The organism is Vibrio sp. D173a, assembly GCF_030248475.1.
Genome location: NZ_JAHGAH010000070.1, coordinates 19,310 through 37,143, shown reverse-complemented (window position 1 = coordinate 37,143; position 17,834 = coordinate 19,310). Strand labels below are relative to the sequence as shown.

At 46.6% G+C, this 17,834-nt stretch carries 15 protein-coding genes and 1 tRNA gene; 10 read left to right on the top strand and 6 right to left on the bottom strand.

Features of this window, described 5'->3' with window-relative positions:
* Position 1: 1 nt before the first annotated feature.
* Entirely contained in the window at positions 2 to 928 is a 927-nt protein-coding gene (locus tag KIV40_RS08200) for a chemotaxis protein CheV (RefSeq protein ID WP_005425637.1), read from the bottom strand.
* 76 nt (positions 929 to 1,004) lie between these two features.
* Here KIV40_RS08200 and flgA point away from each other — a divergent pair, with 76 nt between their 5' ends.
* The 3 genes from flgA to KIV40_RS08185 all read left to right on the top strand — a co-directional run bounded on the left by flgA (position 1,005) and on the right by KIV40_RS08185 (position 2,633).
* A complete protein-coding gene (gene flgA, locus KIV40_RS08195; RefSeq protein ID WP_285348641.1) occupies positions 1,005 to 1,751 on the top strand; it encodes a flagellar basal body P-ring formation chaperone FlgA in 747 nt (248 codons plus the stop codon).
* Positions 1,752 to 1,866: 115 nt separating this feature from the next.
* Entirely contained in the window at positions 1,867 to 2,181 is a 315-nt protein-coding gene (gene flgM / locus KIV40_RS08190; protein WP_005425628.1) for a flagellar biosynthesis anti-sigma factor FlgM, read from the top strand.
* 26 nt (positions 2,182 to 2,207) lie between these two features.
* A complete protein-coding gene (locus tag KIV40_RS08185; protein ID WP_005425634.1) occupies positions 2,208 to 2,633 on the top strand; it encodes a flagella synthesis protein FlgN in 426 nt (141 codons plus the stop codon).
* 195 nt (positions 2,634 to 2,828) lie between these two features.
* On the opposite strand, the gene flgP is transcribed toward KIV40_RS08185, so the two are convergent.
* Both flgP and KIV40_RS08175 read right to left on the bottom strand, forming a co-directional pair.
* Positions 2,829 to 3,260 carry a flagellar assembly lipoprotein FlgP gene (gene flgP, locus KIV40_RS08180; protein ID WP_005425609.1) on the bottom strand — a complete coding sequence of 144 codons (432 nt, stop codon included), beginning with the start codon at positions 3,258 to 3,260 and terminating at the stop codon, positions 2,829 to 2,831.
* A gap of 9 nt (positions 3,261 to 3,269) precedes the next feature.
* Positions 3,270 to 3,908 (bottom strand): FlgO family outer membrane protein, encoded by a 639-nt coding sequence (locus KIV40_RS08175; protein WP_005425606.1) that lies wholly within the window; start codon positions 3,906 to 3,908, stop codon positions 3,270 to 3,272.
* A gap of 172 nt (positions 3,909 to 4,080) precedes the next feature.
* On the opposite strand from KIV40_RS08175, the gene KIV40_RS08170 reads away from it, so the two are divergent.
* Together KIV40_RS08170 and KIV40_RS08165 are read left to right on the top strand one after the other, a co-directional pair.
* Positions 4,081 to 5,214: a flagellar assembly protein FlgT gene (locus KIV40_RS08170; protein ID WP_005425597.1), complete on the top strand. Its 1,134-nt coding sequence runs from the start codon at positions 4,081 to 4,083 to the stop codon at positions 5,212 to 5,214.
* A 68-nt stretch (positions 5,215 to 5,282) separates the two neighbouring features.
* A tRNA-Arg gene (locus KIV40_RS08165) sits at positions 5,283 to 5,359 on the top strand.
* Between the two features lie 92 nt (positions 5,360 to 5,451).
* On the opposite strand, the gene KIV40_RS08160 is transcribed toward KIV40_RS08165, so the two are convergent.
* The 3 genes from KIV40_RS08160 to gltX form a co-directional block, all read right to left on the bottom strand.
* A complete protein-coding gene (locus KIV40_RS08160) occupies positions 5,452 to 5,958 on the bottom strand; it encodes a Fe3+-citrate ABC transporter substrate-binding protein (protein ID WP_181145857.1) in 507 nt (168 codons plus the stop codon).
* A 197-nt stretch (positions 5,959 to 6,155) separates the two neighbouring features.
* On the bottom strand, positions 6,156 to 7,112 hold the full coding sequence (locus KIV40_RS08155) for an OmpA family protein (RefSeq protein ID WP_103413490.1): 957 nt from the start codon (positions 7,110 to 7,112) through the stop codon (positions 6,156 to 6,158).
* Between the two features lie 615 nt (positions 7,113 to 7,727).
* Complete coding sequence (gene gltX / locus KIV40_RS08150) at positions 7,728 to 9,155, bottom strand: glutamate--tRNA ligase (protein ID WP_045377576.1); 1,428 nt, start codon at positions 9,153 to 9,155, stop codon at positions 7,728 to 7,730.
* A 761-nt stretch (positions 9,156 to 9,916) separates the two neighbouring features.
* Between gltX and KIV40_RS08145 the strand changes: the two genes are divergently transcribed.
* The 5 genes from KIV40_RS08145 to astD all read left to right on the top strand — a co-directional run bounded on the left by KIV40_RS08145 (position 9,917) and on the right by astD (position 17,829).
* Positions 9,917 to 12,865, top strand: a complete 2,949-nt coding sequence (locus tag KIV40_RS08145) for an ExeM/NucH family extracellular endonuclease (RefSeq protein WP_285348639.1) — start codon at positions 9,917 to 9,919, stop codon at positions 12,863 to 12,865.
* 189 nt (positions 12,866 to 13,054) lie between these two features.
* A complete protein-coding gene (locus KIV40_RS08140; RefSeq protein ID WP_012126466.1) occupies positions 13,055 to 13,642 on the top strand; it encodes an aminodeoxychorismate/anthranilate synthase component II in 588 nt (195 codons plus the stop codon).
* Between the two features lie 361 nt (positions 13,643 to 14,003).
* The gene (locus tag KIV40_RS08135) at positions 14,004 to 15,215 is read left to right on the top strand and encodes an aspartate aminotransferase family protein (RefSeq protein WP_012126465.1); all 1,212 of its coding nucleotides are present in this window, start codon (positions 14,004 to 14,006) and stop codon (positions 15,213 to 15,215) included.
* Between the two features lie 108 nt (positions 15,216 to 15,323).
* The gene (gene astA / locus KIV40_RS08130; RefSeq protein WP_012126464.1) at positions 15,324 to 16,343 is read left to right on the top strand and encodes an arginine N-succinyltransferase; all 1,020 of its coding nucleotides are present in this window, start codon (positions 15,324 to 15,326) and stop codon (positions 16,341 to 16,343) included.
* Positions 16,344 to 16,371: 28 nt separating this feature from the next.
* A complete protein-coding gene (gene astD / locus KIV40_RS08125; RefSeq protein ID WP_005432762.1) occupies positions 16,372 to 17,829 on the top strand; it encodes a succinylglutamate-semialdehyde dehydrogenase in 1,458 nt (485 codons plus the stop codon).
* Positions 17,830 to 17,834: the final 5 nt, after the last annotated feature.

The following is a 17,834-nucleotide window of genomic DNA, read 5'->3' as shown; positions in this document are numbered from 1 at the left end:
TTTATTGTGTTAATGCAGATTTAACCGCGTTACCCAATTCATCTGGGTTAAATTTCGCAATGAAGGTGTTTGCACCTACGCGCTCAACCATTGCTTGGTTGAAGACGCCACTCAATGAGGAGTGCAGGATAACATAAAGGTTCTTCAAATCTGCATTTCGGCGAATTTCGGCCGTTAGTGTGTAGCCATCCATCTCTGGCATTTCGATATCTGAAATGACCAAAGAGATCTGATCGTAGATGCTACCTTCTTGTGCCATTTCAAGCAGCTTATTGTACGCTTCTTTACCATCTTTCACAGAGACAACTTCAAAACCGATTGAAGTAATTGCACGCTCAACCTGTTTACGCGCTACCGTCGAGTCATCTGCGATCAATACGCGACGCACGATTGGCTTCTCTTGTTCAGCAACAGCGATCTCTTCGCCGATGCTTGAATCCATGGTTTCGTCTACTGGTGCAATCTCTGCCAAGATTTTCTCAACGTCCAGAATTTCCACTAGCTCGTTGTCGATGTTTGTTACCGCTGTTAGGTAGTGCGCTTTACCAGCACCATCAGGCGGCGGCAAAATCGCTTCCCAGTGCATGTTAATAATGCGCTCAACCGAAGACACCAAAAACGCTTGGATAGTACGGTTGAATTCAGCAATCACAACAAAACATTTATCGATATCTGTCGTTGGACGGCCACCGATTGCCAAACTTAAGTCAATCACTGACACGGTATGGCCACGGATATGAGCGACACCTTTCACTAGCGGGTGTAGGTTTGGCATCGAAGTCAGCTTAGGGCACTGTAGTACTTCTTTTACTTTGAATACGTTAATGCCGTAGCGCTGTCGTCCCATCAACCGAAAAGTGAGTAGTTCCAATCGGTTTTGGCCGACGAGTTGCGTACGCTGATTCACCGAGTCAAGAATCCCCGTCATATGCTCATCTCCATCTCAAACTTTTTGTTTTTAAATGATACTCTACGACTGGCAGGCATAATACCAGAGAAACAGTATGGCGCATCATAATATGAATTCAACACCATTTACTATGACAATATGTAGAGCGTTATTTACAAAGTACGCTAAGTCTATCGGCATTTTGCTCAGTATGTTTAGCTTTTTTGTTCATTCAGCAACGGAAAGTCAGATCGAGCAAATCCGAACCGCCGCCGAGCAGCACATTCTTAGCACGGTAGAGCAACCAGCGGGAGGAAATTTGTCCGTCAATGCGGCAAATATTGATCCACGTATCAAAGCCACCGATTGCCCAGAGCCCCTTGATACAGCTGCATCTTCAACCAGTAGCACACGCAGTAACATCAACGTATTGGTTGAATGCCCCGTCGATGACTGGAAGGTTTATGTTCCTGTGAGGATCTCAGCATCGGTTCCGATGATCGTTTCAACACGTCAACTCGGCCGTGGTGAGATCATCAGCGCTTCTGATGTGACGACTTCAATGATCGAATTACAGCGCTTTCGTAAAGATGGTTTTAGCAATATTGATCAAGTGATCGGTTCAAAGCTAAAACGTAACGTTCGCCTTGGTGATGTTGTAGAACGCAATGATGTCTGCGTGGTATGCCGCAATGAGAAAGTCACGATCAAAGCAGTAAAATCTGGTATGACGATCACCACGCAGGGCACGGCATTACAGGATGGATCCGCTGGAGATCAAGTAAGAGTGAAAAATGATAAGTCCCAACGTATAATAGAAGGAATTGTGACAGGCATTGCGGAAATCACCATCACCTTCTAGGGTCGGTTGATGCACGGCAAATCGATCAATAAAAATGCAAAAAATCACTAAAGTTATTTTGCCCTTGGTCGATAGTCTGGATACCAGTATTACGATACGAGTTTAAGGTTGAAACATGGCAGGTATAGATAATATACGTTCAGGTCAGATGATGACGACGACAAGTCGCGCACCTGCACGAACGGATTCTAGTGCTACTAGCACTACAGAATCGAAAAAAGCGCCAGCACAACAAGACGCGGTATCACTAAGCCAACAAGGCAAAGCAGTCAGCAAACTCCAGAAGGATATGGCAGCTTCTCCGGCTTATGACAGCGCAAAAGTGGCGGCAATCAAAGAAGCAATTGCAAACGGTTCATACAAAGTTGATCCAGAGAAACTGGCGGACAACATGATCAAGTTTGAAAACGAATTGCAAGGCAAAAGCTAACTGACTTAGGCCCAAGGTAAGAATTCATGGCAGCATTAGTCGATCTTGTTAACTTCCAGCTAGAAAATGCAAAAGCACTTTCTGGAGTGTTACGTCAAGAAACACAGGCGATCAGCGCACGTGTATCTACTGAGATCGAGAAACTTGCCAAAGAAAAGATGACACTCATTGGTCAATTGAGAACCACTGACCAGCGAATCGCCTCTCACCCGCACGTCAATCAACTTACCGAAGACGAAAGCCTAAGTCAGGTTGTCGCACAGATCCAATCCATCATTCTCGATTGTCAGCAAGTAAACCAAATGAACGGTGAGTCGCTCAATCGTGCCCAATCCAGCTTCAATAAACTTAACAACATGCTTCAGCGTACCCACGGTAAGGTCGGCATGACCTACAATGCCGGCGGCAAAACTCATACCATTTCAACGCTAGGCACTAACATCAAAGCCTAACTCTTTGAATCAATCCCACGACTACCCTATCGACGTTATCTTGTAGCCAACTGCTCTATTCCTCTGAGCTTCTATTCCTCTAAGCATAGCCAAACAGCATCCAATAGCTGACACACGTAAAACTAACGCACATAAAAAAGCGACCGATTGTTGCCAATCCGCCGCTCAAGTCGATTATCTGTTTGTGAAGTTGTATTAGAACAAGGTCTGCTGACGCTTCTCAGGCACCTGTTGCACTTCACCGTAATCACGCAGTTTATCCATCTTACGGATATCCAAACGTAACTCAGTGACATAGCTGTCTTCGACTAAGTAACTGCGCACAACCTCAGCGCCACGAATCACACCGTCAACGGCACCTGTTGTACTTTCAATGCCTAAGCGCTGGTCGGCAAGTTCCGCACGGCCGCTCACTCGCATACCATACACTTGCTCAGCAAGTTCACGGTACGCATCAATCTTAGATGCACGCATCGCACGAACGCGCTTCTCTTCAACAGTACGGCCAGTTTGCTCACTCACGCTTGCGTAACCCACCGCCACCAAAATCTCATCTTGGCGCATCTGCTGCAAAGGCTGACAACCCACCAGCACCAATGTCGCGATAATAAATAATAACTTCTTCATGTCGGTTTCCTACGGGCGGAGAATCACAGTGTAAGGCTGACGAATAGTTGGGTCAGAACGAATAAGCACACCATCCTGGGTACGGATACTGTTTAGCGTATCTAAATCACGGCCAATGCGGTCCGCAGGCAAGAAGCCTTGTGCCGTTGCAACGACGATGCGGCTTTGCATACCGACTACGCGTGCATTCACTAACACACCACCCTCTTGGCGAAGCATAGTGCCTGTCAGCACGTACTGGATTTCTTGCTCTTGTGCCAGATCTTGCCAATCACGGCTCAGTGCGAAATCGCCTTGCTGAGTCACTTGGATTGAACCTGTGGTTTTGAAATCCACGACTTTAAAGCCACGGCGTTGGAATTGGTGAATAAACCCTTCCGATACCGAGTTACCAAGCCAGTTGGTTGCATCCATGTTTTGCAGATCGACAAAAGAAGTAATCGCAATCGGTGTACGCGACGATACTGCAACGTTCGAAACCATCAGCTCTTCCGTCATGCTCTCAATGAAATAGTCCATCGTATGACGAGGGCTGTCCATCAGCATGAATTGGCTGCCTGAATACGGTTCTTTACCATTGTAAATTGGTGAGTAGGCGCACGATGTTAAAAGCGTCATCATCGATGCGGCAACAAGCCATCTTTTCATGGTTTGATTCTCCAGATAATCTTAGGTGTGACTGCTCTTTCGCGACTTCATTTCAATAAAACGTAATCTTGGAACAGTCCTTGCTTTTCTTCTGTTTGTCGAACGAAATAAAAGCCCACCAAACTTCACTGAAATTGGTAAAGCAATATTTATACCCGAACGGTTACTAACAATGAAAAAAATATTTTTTAGCCTAATATCAGTCACTTTTATATTGATGATGCCATTTCGAGCAGTTGCATCTTGGTATGAAGTGACAGGCGTTGCCACGATCGTTTCCTCAGAAGAAGCGGCAAGGCTGCACGCGTTAGAAGACGCACTCTTCAAGGCCGTCAACTTTTCGGGCGCTGACATCGGCAGCATCAGCAACTTGATGCCTTTGCTGGAAGAAAACCGCAAAGAGTACCAGTTCACGAACCACGAAGTGCGTTACATCTTGGTCGAGTCAGAGCGTAAACGCAGCGGCAAAATGGAAATGAGGATCCGAGTGGACATTTATCCATCGGCAACGGGTTGCCACGTGGATCAATACAAGAAGACCGTATTGGTCGGTAATATCGATGTCGCCTCTCCTCAACAAGCGGTTATGGGCCAGATCTACAGTGTGGGTGATGACTTTAGCCACGTGGTCAATCGCCAATTAGATCAAACCTCGCGCAGTTTTGTCTCGGTCGGCACCACAGACTACTCCATCAGCGCCAATTACCCAGAGCGCACTAAGATGATTGCGCAAGACAATGGCGCGCAGTACATCATCGGTGGTGTCATCACCGACTTAACCGCTACCATTGATGCGAAATTATTGAAAGACGACGTTATTAACCGCCAGTTTGCCATGGAGATGAAGGTCTTTGACGGCAAAACGGGGCACGAGGTTTACCACAAGAACTACCGCGAAGTGGCGCGTTGGCCTTTTGCTAAAACCAGCCAAGTTGATACCCGCAGTGCACGCTTCTGGGCATCAACTTACGGTGAGATGATGCTGCGCGTTAGCCGCAATATTATGTTGGATTTGGAATCGGAACTGTCTTGTAAAATCACCCTGCCAGAAGTGGTGGCGGTGTTTGGTAACACGGTGACCATGGATCTTGGCCGTATGCACGGCGTACAAGAGGGTGACCAGCTGCAATTGTGGCACACCGCGTCATTCATTGACCAAAACGGCCTACCACGTAATAAGGTCTCTCAGAGCGATATTACCCTGAGGGTGACTCGTGTCTACGAACACGAAGCGGAACTGACGATTGAACAGCCAAATCTAGCGTCTAGCGTGCAGATTGGCGACGTAATGAACAAGATGCTTTAGCAATGCGTATAATGCCTTGCGATATGCCTACTTTTGAATATCATAGGTAACGCATCTTATTTGATTACGCCCCCATGGCACAGCTGGATAGCGCAGTCCCCTCCTAAGGGACAGGTCGTAGGTTCGAATCCTACTGGGGGCGCCATATAAATCAAAGCCTTAGCTAAAAAATTAGCTAAGGCTTTTTTATGTCTGCTATTTAGGTAAAGCGCGCTTGCTAAAAGCGCCTGAACAAAACTACTTAAGATCAATGCTGTTGAGACGCCCCATAAAAGTCAAGATTTCGAGGTTGTCTTTGTGCGCATCAAGCAAGGCTTTTTTGGTTTGCATATAAGCGGCAAGCTTGCCGTACTTGTTGATAGACCGCACGACCGTTTTGTACTTGTATTCGCCCGCGTCATTAAACTCACGCCATTTTGCGATATAGCAGGTGTCGCGGTTGTCTGGGTCTTCCAATGTTGGATTTGGCTTATGGACTATTTTAGGCTCAACGCTGTGTGGCAGCCTTGTCATCAGGTACGGGTCTTTCAGTAGACGACGCCAAAACTTGCCCCACATCTCTCGCCCAAGCTCGTTACGCAGTTTGATGGCCTTCTTAATCCCTTTCTTTTCCCCAATGCGAACAAAACCCACGGAGCGATGCAATACCGTATCGTCCGGTGTATGAATATGGATCTTAAAGGCAGTCTTGCCTTTTGAGATGAAGCGGTGTCCAGTATTTGTAATTAAATTGCTCTTAGACATAGTGCTAAATAATAGTTTTATTAATAGCCAAAAGGGTAAGCAAAACTCATAGATAATTAAAGTAATAAAATACAAAACTGTAAATAGCATGTATGTTGATTCTTTTTTAAAACTTCTAATACAGATATAAAAAAGCCCCAAAGAGCGAACTCTTTGGGGCATTCAGCGCTTAAGGCTTCTAACGGTCAGATAGGAGCTTATTGCTGAACTTGGTATTCAAACTCAGGAACAACAACTTCTACACGACGGTTCTGTTCACGGCCTTCACGAGTCTCGTTTGAAGCGATTGGGTTGTTTTCACCTTCGCCACGAGCGTGAATACGATCTGCGTCGATGCCTTTCTCTACAAGAGCGTGAGCTACAGATTCAGCACGTTTTTCAGAAACTTTTTGGTTGTAAGCTGCTGGGCCTGAAGTATCTGTGTAACCAATTACATCAACGTTCGCTTGTGGGTACTCGTTTAGGAATGCTACTAGGTCGTCTAGTTTAGCAGCGCTCTCTGGTTTAAGAGTTGTGCTGTTTAGTGCGAAGCTACCAGTACCGATTGTTTGAGTTTCGAAAGTCTTAGTTACTACTACTGGAGCAACTTCTTCTACAACCACTTCTTCAACGATTGGCTCTTCTTCTACAACAACTTCATCGTTGCCGCCGAACTTGAATGCAACACCTAGCGTTGCAGAGTTGCCCATTGCTTTAACTGAATCGTTGCTGATGTCAGTGATTGTTTGGTATTCCGCACGTGCTGTTACGTTTTCGCTAACGTTGAATTCAACACCTGCAGCACCTAGGTAAGAGTAGTCGTCTTTACCGTCGTTCATCATTAGGTAAGCACCACCCACTTTACCGTAAAGTGCGATGTCTTCAGTGATTGGTAGGCTGAACTTAGGAGCAAGAGTGATTGCTTCTACGTGACCACCGAAAGAAGTTTGGTCAAAGTCACCTAGGTTGTCGAAACCAGCTTCTACTGAGAAGTAGTCATTCATTTCGTAACCAACAAAAGCACCTAGAGTAGAGCCATCTTTGTCACAAGCTTGACCAGCTACACAAGCGTCTTCCATCCAAGACTTACCCATCTTACCGCCCACGTATACTTCTGCGTGCGCTGCTGAAGCCATAAGTAAAGAAGCTGAAATTACCGCTGCTAGTTTTTTCATTATTGATTCCTCTAAAAGAAGTTCTCTTGTTCGTAACGAAATGCGCCGCCCGACTGACTGACGTTGTATTTCAATTCTTTTATTCAGTTCCCTTGAGCTTGATACCGAAGTGACTTCCGACTGTTTGCATATCTGCATAAAAGTCACTTCGGTATGTCTCCTGGTCAGTGGTGCATATCGCTCCCTCACTGACGACGAGCACTATAACTCCAAGAAATCCCGAGACAAATCCCAAAATTGTCAATTTAGTGTCATCGAAAAGCATGATTTAATGTGATCTAGAGCACCTTAAAGCGAGCAGCAACAAACACGCAAACGTTTGCGTGATGTTTCAAAAAAGAATAGGTAAAGCAAATCAACTTCTCATTAATGAGACAACAATCACGGAACTTTATGGATTGTGCTTTAAATTCAGAGAGATATTTCATATAGGAAAAGCAGAAATGCATTTGCAGAAGTTATATTTGGATAAGTAAAACTTATCAATTTTTGAGCATTTTGATGAAAAAGTTCCCCAAAGAAAGGAAAAATGATGTCGAATTACCTCTTTATTCCAGAATGAAATACAAAAAACCGCGGAATTTTCCGCGGTTTTTTGACTAATTATTCAAGCAATTATGCGTTCGCTTCACGCTCGGCGATGAACTCAAGTGCCATCTTGATGCGTGCAACACAACGCTCTTTGCCAATCAGTTCCATTACTGCATCTACAGAAGGAGACTGGCCGCCACCTGTTACTGCTACACGTAGTGGCATACCGATTTTGCCCATGCCGATCTCTAGCTCTTCACATACAGCTGCGATAACGCCATCTTTGATGTTCGCTGTCGTCCACTCAGTCAGTGCTTCTGCTTTCGCTAGAGCAAGCTCTAGAGGCTCTTTAGCCACGCCGCGTAGGTGTTTCTTCGCCGCGCCCGCTTCAAACTCAGCGAAGTCTTCGTAGAAGTAACGGATTTGCTCAGCTAGCTCAACTAGCGTGTTGCAACGCTCACCCACTAGCGTGATCACTTCAGTGATAGCAGGGCCGTTTGTTACGTCTAGTTTTTGTTGATCTAGGTGCCATTGTAGGTGCTCTGCAACGTACGCTGGATCTGAGTTCTTGATGTAGTGGTTGTTCAACCATTGCAGTTTGTCAGTGTTGAATGCTGACGCAGACTTAGAAACTGCGTTTAGACTAAATAGGTTGATCATCTCTTCTTGAGTGAAGATCTCTTGGTCACCATGAGACCAACCAAGACGCACTAGGTAGTTGTTTAGTGCAGCTGGTAGGTAGCCCATATCACGGTATTGCATTACTGATACAGCGCCGTGACGCTTAGACAGTTTCGCACCGTCATCACCTAGGATCATTGCACAGTGTGCGAATGTTGGTACTGGCGCACCCAGAGCTTCGTAGATGTTGATCTGACGAGGCGTGTTGTTGATGTGGTCTTCACCACGAACAACGTGAGTAATACCCATATCCCAGTCGTCAACCACTACACAGAAGTTGTACGTTGGAGAACCGTCAGTACGACGGATGATCAGATCATCCATTTGTGTGTTGCTGATTTCGATACGGCCACGGATTTGGTCATCAAATACTACGCTGCCTTCTTTCGGGTTACGGAAACGGATAACACATGGATCGCCATCTTTTGCCGCTTCGTTTGCCGCTTTGATCTTTGGATGGTTAGCATCGTAACGAGGCATTTCTTTGTTTGCTTCTTGCTCTGCACGAACTTCGTCTAGCAGCTCTTTAGATGCGTAACATTTGTATGCTTTGTCTTCTTCTAGAAGCTTATCAACCATCTCGTTGTAACGATCAAAACGTTGAGTTTGGAAGTAAGGACCTTCATTCCACTCAAGACCTAGCCATTCCATACCTTCTAGGATCGCATCAACCGCTTCCTGAGAGTTACGCTCAAGGTCAGTATCTTCGATACGTAGAACGAATTCACCACCTTGGTTTTTAGCGTATAGCCAAGAGTAAAGTGCAGTACGAGCACCACCAACGTGTAGGTAGCCAGTTGGGCTAGGAGCAAAACGAGTTTTAACCGTCATTTGAGTTCCTTAGGGATAATGAGCAACGAGAGGGCTCTCGTTGTAATGTCAAGGATAAAAGTGGCGACATTTTACCATCGTAAGTCAATACTACAATCCTTCCGTGTGGTTTAACGCCAGAAATACAAACGGGGCAGTCACCGAAGCGGCGCAGCCCTGTTATTTATACTAGACGAAGGTTATCGCTAAAGAGCGGTTATAACTGTGCACAACCGCTATAGTAAGAGAAATAGTATATACCCAAGTGACTTCAAGATGCAGGATTCAGAGCGTTGTCATTGATTCGAGGTCAAGGAAAACGACGCCGCGTAATAGCCAGCTCTTTCCAAGTTGTTTGACGCAGAGATCGGGGCAATGACACGCTCCCGAAGGGCGAGCTGTCTTGGCTTGTATACTTTGTTGTCGATTCTTGATTTAGAGTGACTAGATCTTTAAATCGCCGCCGCGTCTACAAACCAAGTCATTCTCGCTGAACCTAGCATCTCGAGGTTACTTGGGTATATACATCCACATAACATATTGAGTGTTATAAAACCGAGTAATAAGTCTAATTATTGATATTTATATCCTTAGTTGCTGTATTTGTTACAAAAGCTGTTTAAAGGGGCAGCCCTGGCATAATTTTGCGTATTCACGTGTGATATATTTCACGGCTTTTGCTGGTGTTTCTTATTTATTTCATAAATAAACCTGATAGTAGGCACAAATGGTGGGCTCTGCTCAGGGCTTAGTTTGCATTTAAATAAATATCAGGTACGACAATGGATACGTTAATCAAACCCTCTTTACTTGCACTGACGATTGCCAGCGCGCTTAGTGCCAACGCTAACGCAGAAATTATTCTCTCCCAGTATGTTGAAGGCGGTTCCTACAACAAGGCGGTGGAAATCGCGAATACGGGTGATGCAGCGGTAACGCTAACTGGCTATGAACTGGCAAAATCATCAAACGGTGGCGGTACTTGGGGCAGCACACTCGATCTTAGCCAAGTGACGCTACAAGCGAACCAAGTGTATGTACTGGCGCATGGTGACGCGAGCGATGCCATCAAAGCTGTCGCGGATATCACAGATAAAAGCGTAGCGAACTTTAATGGTGACGACCCGATCGCGCTGCTTAAAGATGGTGAAGTGCACGACATCATCGGTGTGATGGGGGACGTAGATTTTGGTAAAGACACCACATTGGTTCGTAACAGTGATGCACTAACCCCTTCTGCTACCTATGATGCATCTCAGTGGACAGCATTTGAGAAAGACAACATTGACGGTCTTGGTGAGCTAAATGCGACTGAGCCACCAGCACCATTCGCTTGTGAAGTCGACGGTCAGCAACCTAACTTCACTACCATCCAAGATATTCAAGGTGAAGGCGATACGTCTCCATTCATTGATGGTTACCCATACATCACTGACGAAGATCATTTCGTAACGGGCGTCGTGACTGCTGTTACCACTGGCCTAACCAAAGGTTTCTACCTACAAGCACTAGAAAGTGACAACAACGATAAGACTTCAGAAGGCTTGTTCATTCATACCGACGCGGCAGACACGGAACTAAAAGCTGGTGACGTTGTTTGTGTGAAAGGTAAAGTTCAAGAGTACTACAGTAGTACTCAGCTAGCTTCTGATGCTAACAGCTATGTGAAAACAGGCACATCGGATATTACTCGAGTTACCGATCTTGTTATCAAAGAAGGTGAGACACTGCGTGAGGCGCTAGAGCGTCATGAAGGTATGCAAGTTGAACTAACCTCGGCAAGTGACTTGTTTGTAACTCGTAACTTCTCTTACGACTACGACTCTCGCCGTAACAACATGATGTTGTCTCATGAAGCGCCATTGTTTAAGCCGACTCAATTACACGCAGCAGAGAGCGATGCAGCCGTTGAGCTAGCAAAAGACAACGCAGCGAACCGCGTATACCTAGAATCTGATGGCAAAGCACCAAACGGCCAAATTCCTTACTACCCAGATTTTGCTAAAGATGCAGACCAAGATGGCTCTTCTGAACAGCATATTCGCCTTGGTTCGCGAGTAGAAGGTCTGCAGGGCGTGGTAGCTTATAGCTACAACGAGTACCGCCTGATTGCGACTAATGAAGTCGATAACACTAACTTCGTCACTACAGGTGAAGGTTTCGACGTGGCTCGTAAAGATGCCCCTGCGATTGCGGATTCAGATTTGCGTATCGCTAGCTTCAACGTCTTGAACTACTTCAACTCTGTGGCTGACAGTGGCCATGAAAACCCAACTGGACAAAACCGTGGTGCGACTAACCTAGACGAGTTCCTGATCCAACAAGCGAAAATCGTTGCGGCAATGAACAAGATGGACGCTGACATCATTGGTCTGATGGAAGTCGAGAACAACGGCTTTGGTGACAGCAGTGCTGTGAAGAACTTGGTGGATGCATTGAATGCTGAAATCGAAGACACAGAAGATCATTACACTTATGTTGAAATCGCGGATCAAGACAAATACCAAGATGAGTACTTTGGTAGTGATGCGATCATGGTGGCGATCCTATACCGTGCAAACGAAGTGACGCCAAAAGAAGCTGCGAAAGTGATTGTGACGCCAGAGCAACACATCGAAGAAAACACCATTACACGTGGTGACGATGCAGAAGGCAACCCAGCTTACGACAAATACCAACGTCATAGCTTGCTACAAACCTTCACGGTGAAAGAGAAAGGTAAAGATCTATCTGTTGTTGTTAACCACTTCAAATCGAAAGGTTCTGAATGTATTGAAGAGTGGATCGCAGGCGTAGAAGACTCTGAGCCAGCGGATCTGCAAGGTAACTGTAACAACTTCCGTGTTTCTGCTGCTAACGTTGTGGGTGACGCTCTGAAAGGCATTGAAGGTGATGTGCTAGTAATGGGTGACCTAAACGCCTACGGCATGGAAGATCCTCTGCTTACACTGACTGATTACTCGAAAGAGAAATACGGCCGTGATATCTACACTGCAGCTTACACAACCATTGGTGGTGGTGAACTTCAAGTAGAGAAGACCAAAATTGAAAAAGGCTACGGTTACCACAACCTGAATACCGTGCTGCATGGTGCTGATACTTTCTCATACACTTACTCTGGTGAGCTAGGTAACCTAGACCACGCATTAGCAAGCAACAGCTTGGCGCAAAAAGTGGTGGCGATTGAAGACTGGCACATCAACTCACTAGAAAGTAACTTGTTTGAATACAGCAGCAAGTACACAGGTGATATGCCGAAGTACAAAGATGCATTCTCAGCGTCTGACCATGATCCAGTGATCATCGCGATTGATTTCCCAGATACGGACATCACACTACCAAGTTCAGGTGACAACCTGGCTGTAGAAGTACGTCTGCCGCCAAACGCAGTGGTGGGTGACATCGTGACAGTAAGCCTAACGGAAGCAACTCAAGCAGCGTCGTCAACCTCTGATGCTGATGGTTACGAAGCGAGTACAACTCTGACACAGGCGGACATTGATGCTCGTAGCGTGAGTGTGGAGTTCGACAAAGCACCAACAGAAGGTCAGTACGTTCTAGAAGAGAAAGTGACAGACTCTACGGGTAACACGGTTAAGTTCAGCGACTCTCGCGATGTTACGCTGGAGCCGTCGAGCACGAACCCATCAGACGATGATGATGGTGGTTCATTTGGCTTTGGCGCGCTAATTGCGCTGCTAGGTCTAGGCTTATTCCGTCGTCGCCGCTAAACGAATTTATTTCCTGACAAACAGTTCCTACATAGCTGTAAAGACCAAAGGCCAGCCTATGCTGGCCTTTTTATTCAGCAAAAACTTGCCTTTCTTGCTTGGTATAGCAAAATACCGCCCTTGATTGTCACGAACGTGGCGATTCACTACGTAAGCATTGCCAAAACGGATTGGAGCAACCGACCTTTTATGTTGTTGATCATCGATAACTACGACTCTTTTACCTACAACCTTTACCAATACTTCTGCGAGCTTGGTGCAGACGTAAAGGTGGTGCGTAACGATGAAATCGATATCCAAGGCATTGAGGCGCTCAACCCAACTCATTTGGTGATCTCTCCAGGGCCATGTACCCCTAACGAAGCGGGTATCTCTCTACAAGCCATTGAGCACTTTGTCGGTAAGTTACCAATCTTGGGCGTTTGCCTTGGTCATCAGGCGATTGCACAGGTGTTTGGAGGGGAAGTAGTACGTGCTCGACAAGTGATGCACGGCAAGACATCACCAATTCGTCACAACGGTCGCAGTGTGTTTAAAAACCTTAACAACCCATTGACGGTAACCCGTTACCACTCTCTGGTGGTGAAAAACGGCACGTTACCTGATGTGTTTGAATTGACCGCTTGGACAGAGCTGACTGACGGAACCATGGATGAAATCATGGGCTACCAGCATAAAACCCTGCCAATTGACGCGGTACAGTTTCATCCTGAGTCAATTAAGACAGAACAAGGCCACGAACTACTCGCAAACTTTCTCGCGCGTAAAACGATCTGATCGCGATCACCTTTCTTAACAAATTCTTCATATTTTCCATCTGAGAAGACGAATGCAAAACTATGCGTTCTGCCAATTAGGTGAGGTCTATTCATTTTTCTCATTTCTTTCTAGCCATTGTCATACATGGTTTTTATAAAAAATTGCTTCTCTATTTGCGTTTCTTGGTGCATAAATAATCATAGATAGTGAGTATGAGGTGTTGCGCTTGGATGCGAAAAGAATAAATCACTATTGAAATGGTTAATCAAATGTAAATACAATGCCGTATTAGCTTAAATGCAAAACATTATTTGCTGGCAAAGAGTGCCGGTTAAATTCGCTTATCTGCTAGGCATGCGGTATCAATAAGGAATGTGCAATGACAACGGAAAACAAAGTAGAGCGCGGTTTATTCGATGAGGTAATGGTACCTTGCTATAACCCGATGGAAATGATCCCTGTAAAAGGTGAAGGTTCACGCATTTGGGATCAGAACGGAAATGAATACATCGACTTTGCTGGTGGTATTGCGGTGAGCTGTCTTGGCCATTGTCACCCAGTTATGGTGAACGCATTGACTGAGCAAGGTAGCAAGCTTTGGCACCTAAGTAATGTTATGACTAATGAGCCTGCACTGCGATTGGCGAAGAAGCTAACAGAAGTCAGCTTTGCTGAGCGCGTGTTCTTCGCTAACTCTGGCGCAGAAGCAAACGAAGCGGCACTAAAGCTAGCTCGTCGTTACGCAGCAGACGTTCATGGTACTGAGAAGTCTGAAATCATCGCATTCAAACAAGGTTTCCATGGTCGTACTTTCTTCACGGTAACGGTAGGCGGTCAAGCGGCTTACTCAGACGGTTTCGGTCCTAAGCCGGGCGATGTGACACACCTTCCTTACAACGATATCGAAGCACTACAAGCACACATGTCTGATCGCACTTGTGCGGTAATGATGGAGCCTCTACAAGGTGAGGGTGGCATCATTCCACCAACACCTGAATTCGCTCAAGCGGTTCGCGAGCTGTGTGACAAGCACAACGCACTGTTGATCTTCGATGAAGTGCAAACTGGTAACGGTCGTACGGGTCACTTCTATGCATACCAAGGTCTAGGTATCACGCCAGACATTCTAAGCACAGCGAAATCACTGGGTGGTGGTTTCCCTATCGGTGCCATGCTAACGACGGCAAAACTGGCTGAGCACATGAAAGTGGGCACGCATGGTTCAACTTACGGCGGTAACCCACTAGCGTGTGCGGTTGCAGAAGCGGTTGTTGATGAAGTGACAAAACCAGAAGTATTGGCTGGCGTACTAGAGCGTGAAGCTATGTTCCGTGAAGGTCTGGAGAAGATTAACGCGAAATACAACATCTTCTCTGAAGTGCGTGGTAAAGGTCTACTGCTTGGTGCAGCACTGAATGAAGAGTGGCAAGGTCGTGCGCGTGACGTACTGGTTGCTGCAGGTAAACAAGGTCTCATGGTATTGGTTGCGGGTGCCAATGTCGTACGTTTCACACCATCACTCGTTATCACACAACAAGAAATCGAAGAAGGTTTGGCTAAGCTGGATAAAGCGATCGCTACGCTGGTTTAAGCGCGATCTCCGCTTATCGTCAACCTAGAAACCCCCATCAAGGATCTCTGATGGGGGTATTGTTCCTACAATATAGTTAGGATCTTCTTGCATCTGGAGGGAGTATTGATGCTAGTAGTTCGCCCTATCGCAATGTCGGATTATGACGCGCTGCACACCTGTGCGGTTGAGTCAGGTCATGGATTTACATCTCTACCGGTTAACGAAGAACTGTTAACCAATCGAATCAAGCACTCAGAATACAGTTTTGGCAAACCTGACGTGAACGAAGCCGGTGATGAAGGCTACCTAATGGTGGGCTTTGAATCTGAAACTGGTGAAGTCGCAGGTACCACAGGTATTGAAGCTTCGATCGGCTGGGATGTGCCTTTTTATTCTTACCACATCAGCAAAGTGGTGCACTCGTCACCAAAGCTTGGCGTAAACAACGTGGTGAAGCTGCTGACGTTTGGTAATAACTACACGGGTAACAGCGAAATCTGTACCTTGTTCCTACGTGAGAAATTCCGTGGTGGCTTGAACGGGCGTCTGATGTCCAAGTGTCGTTTCTTAATGATGGCAGAGCACCCAGAACGTTTCTCGGAAACCATCTTTGCTGAAATGCGTGGTGTTTCAGACGAGGAAGGTAATTCACCATTCTGGCAGTGGCTTCAAGAGCATTTCTTCTCTATCGATTTTACGCTTGCGGATTACCTAACAGGTATCGGCAAGAAAGGCTTTATCGCCGACTTGATGCCGAAGTTGCCAATCTACATCAACCTACTGAGCCCAGAGGCACAAGCCGTGATTGGCAAAGTGCACGATAACACGCGTCCAGCATTGAAGCTGCTTGAGCGTGAAGGCTTTACCAACCGTGGCTACGTTGACATTTTCGATGGTGGCCCAACGGTGGAGTGTGACCTACGCAATATCGAATCGGTACGCCACTCATTCCGCGCGCAAGTCAAAATCTCGGAGCACACCAGCACAAAAGACTTCTTGATGTGTAATTCGTCATTCGAGAATTTCCGTGCCGCAGCAGCGAAAGCGGCGTATGACGCGGAAACGCAAAGTGTAGTGCTCGCACCTGAATTGGCGGATGCACTCTTGGTTGAGGAAGGGGATTTTGTTCGCCTTCTTCCGCAGTAACTGACGACAGAATTTAAGGATAGAAACAATGACACATTGGATTGCAGGTGAATGGGTACAAGGTCAGGGTGAAGCATTTACGTCTCTGTCGCCTTACAACCAAGAAGTGATCTGGCAAGGCAACGGCGCAACAGCAGAGCAGGTTAACCAAGCGGTATCTGCGGCGCGTGAAGCGTTTGTTGATTGGAAGAAGCGCCCATTTGCAGAGCGTGAGGCGATCGTGTTGGCTTTTGCTGAGAAAGTAAAAGAGAACAGCGAAAAAATCGCTGAAGTGATTGCCAAAGAAACGGGCAAGCCAATCTGGGAGACACGTACCGAAGCGGCAGCGATGGCAGGTAAAATTGCTATTTCTATTCGTGCTTACCACGACCGTACTGGTGAAGCGACACGTGAAGCCGCAGGAAACCAAATTGTATTGCGTCATCGCCCATTGGGTGTAATGGCGGTCTTCGGTCCTTACAACTTCCCGGGTCACTTACCAAATGGTCACATCGTGCCAGCACTACTGGCTGGTAACACCGTGGTTTTCAAACCGTCTGAGCAAACGCCATGGACGGGTGAACTTGCTATGAAGTTGTGGGAAGAGGTTGGTCTACCAAAAGGTGTGATTAACTTAGTCCAAGGTGCGAAAGAGACAGGCATTGCGCTGGCGGATGCGAAAGGCATTGATGGCGTGCTGTTTACTGGTAGTGCGAACACAGGTCATGTTCTGCATCGTCAATTTGCTGGTCAGCCGGGTAAGATGCTGGCGCTTGAAATGGGTGGCAACAACCCGATGGTTATCTCGGATAACTACGGCGACCTAGATGCGACGGTTTACACCATTATCCAATCTGCTTTCATCAGTGCAGGACAACGCTGTACCTGTGCTCGTCGTCTGTACATTCCATTTGGCGACAAGGGTGATGCAGTCATTACTAAGCTGGTGGAAGCGACACGCAATATTCGCGTAGACCAACCATTTGCAGAGCCTGCGCCATTCATGGGACCGCAAATTTCGGTAGCGGCAGCCAAGTTCATTCTTGATGCACAAGCGAACTTGCAATCACTGGGTGGCGAAAGCTTGATTGAAGCGAAAGCGGGCGAGGCGGCGTTTGTTTCTCCAGGTATCATCGATGTGACGAACATTGCCGAATTACCAGATGAAGAGTACTTCGGTCCACTTCTGCAAGTAGTACGCTACGAAGGGCTAGAGAAAGCAGTAGAACTGGCGAACGATACGCGCTTTGGTCTATCGGCAGGTCTGGTTTCAACCGACGACCAAGAGTGGGAATACTTCGTGGACCACATTCGTGCCGGCATCGTGAACCGCAACCGTCAGTTAACGGGTGCAAGTGGTGATGCGCCATTTGGTGGTCCGGGTGCCTCAGGTAACCTACGTCCAAGTGCTTACTACGCGGCAGACTACTGTGCGTACCCAATGGCATCAATGGAAGGACAAGAGACGGTCTTACCTGCAACATTGAGCCCAGGTGTAAGCCTGTAATAGAG

Coding starts and splice junctions, on each gene's coding strand:
- flgP (WP_005425609.1), bottom strand. CDS start 3,260: ATGAAGAAGTTATTATTTATTATCGCGACATTGGTGCTGGTGGGTTGT.
- KIV40_RS08135 (WP_012126465.1), top strand. CDS start 14,004: ATGACAACGGAAAACAAAGTAGAGCGCGGTTTATTCGATGAGGTAATG.
- KIV40_RS08200 (WP_005425637.1), bottom strand. CDS start 928: ATGACGGGGATTCTTGACTCGGTGAATCAGCGTACGCAACTCGTCGGC.
- gltX (WP_045377576.1), bottom strand. CDS start 9,155: ATGACGGTTAAAACTCGTTTTGCTCCTAGCCCAACTGGCTACCTACAC.
- flgM (WP_005425628.1), top strand. CDS start 1,867: ATGGCAGGTATAGATAATATACGTTCAGGTCAGATGATGACGACGACA.
- KIV40_RS08145 (WP_285348639.1), top strand. CDS start 9,917: ATGGATACGTTAATCAAACCCTCTTTACTTGCACTGACGATTGCCAGC.
- astA (WP_012126464.1), top strand. CDS start 15,324: ATGCTAGTAGTTCGCCCTATCGCAATGTCGGATTATGACGCGCTGCAC.
- KIV40_RS08175 (WP_005425606.1), bottom strand. CDS start 3,908: ATGAAAAGATGGCTTGTTGCCGCATCGATGATGACGCTTTTAACATCG.
- KIV40_RS08155 (WP_103413490.1), bottom strand. CDS start 7,112: ATGAAAAAACTAGCAGCGGTAATTTCAGCTTCTTTACTTATGGCTTCA.
- astD (WP_005432762.1), top strand. CDS start 16,372: ATGACACATTGGATTGCAGGTGAATGGGTACAAGGTCAGGGTGAAGCA.
- flgA (WP_285348641.1), top strand. CDS start 1,005: ATGGCGCATCATAATATGAATTCAACACCATTTACTATGACAATATGT.
- KIV40_RS08170 (WP_005425597.1), top strand. CDS start 4,081: ATGAAAAAAATATTTTTTAGCCTAATATCAGTCACTTTTATATTGATG.
- KIV40_RS08185 (WP_005425634.1), top strand. CDS start 2,208: ATGGCAGCATTAGTCGATCTTGTTAACTTCCAGCTAGAAAATGCAAAA.
- KIV40_RS08160 (WP_181145857.1), bottom strand. CDS start 5,958: ATGTCTAAGAGCAATTTAATTACAAATACTGGACACCGCTTCATCTCA.
- KIV40_RS08140 (WP_012126466.1), top strand. CDS start 13,055: ATGTTGTTGATCATCGATAACTACGACTCTTTTACCTACAACCTTTAC.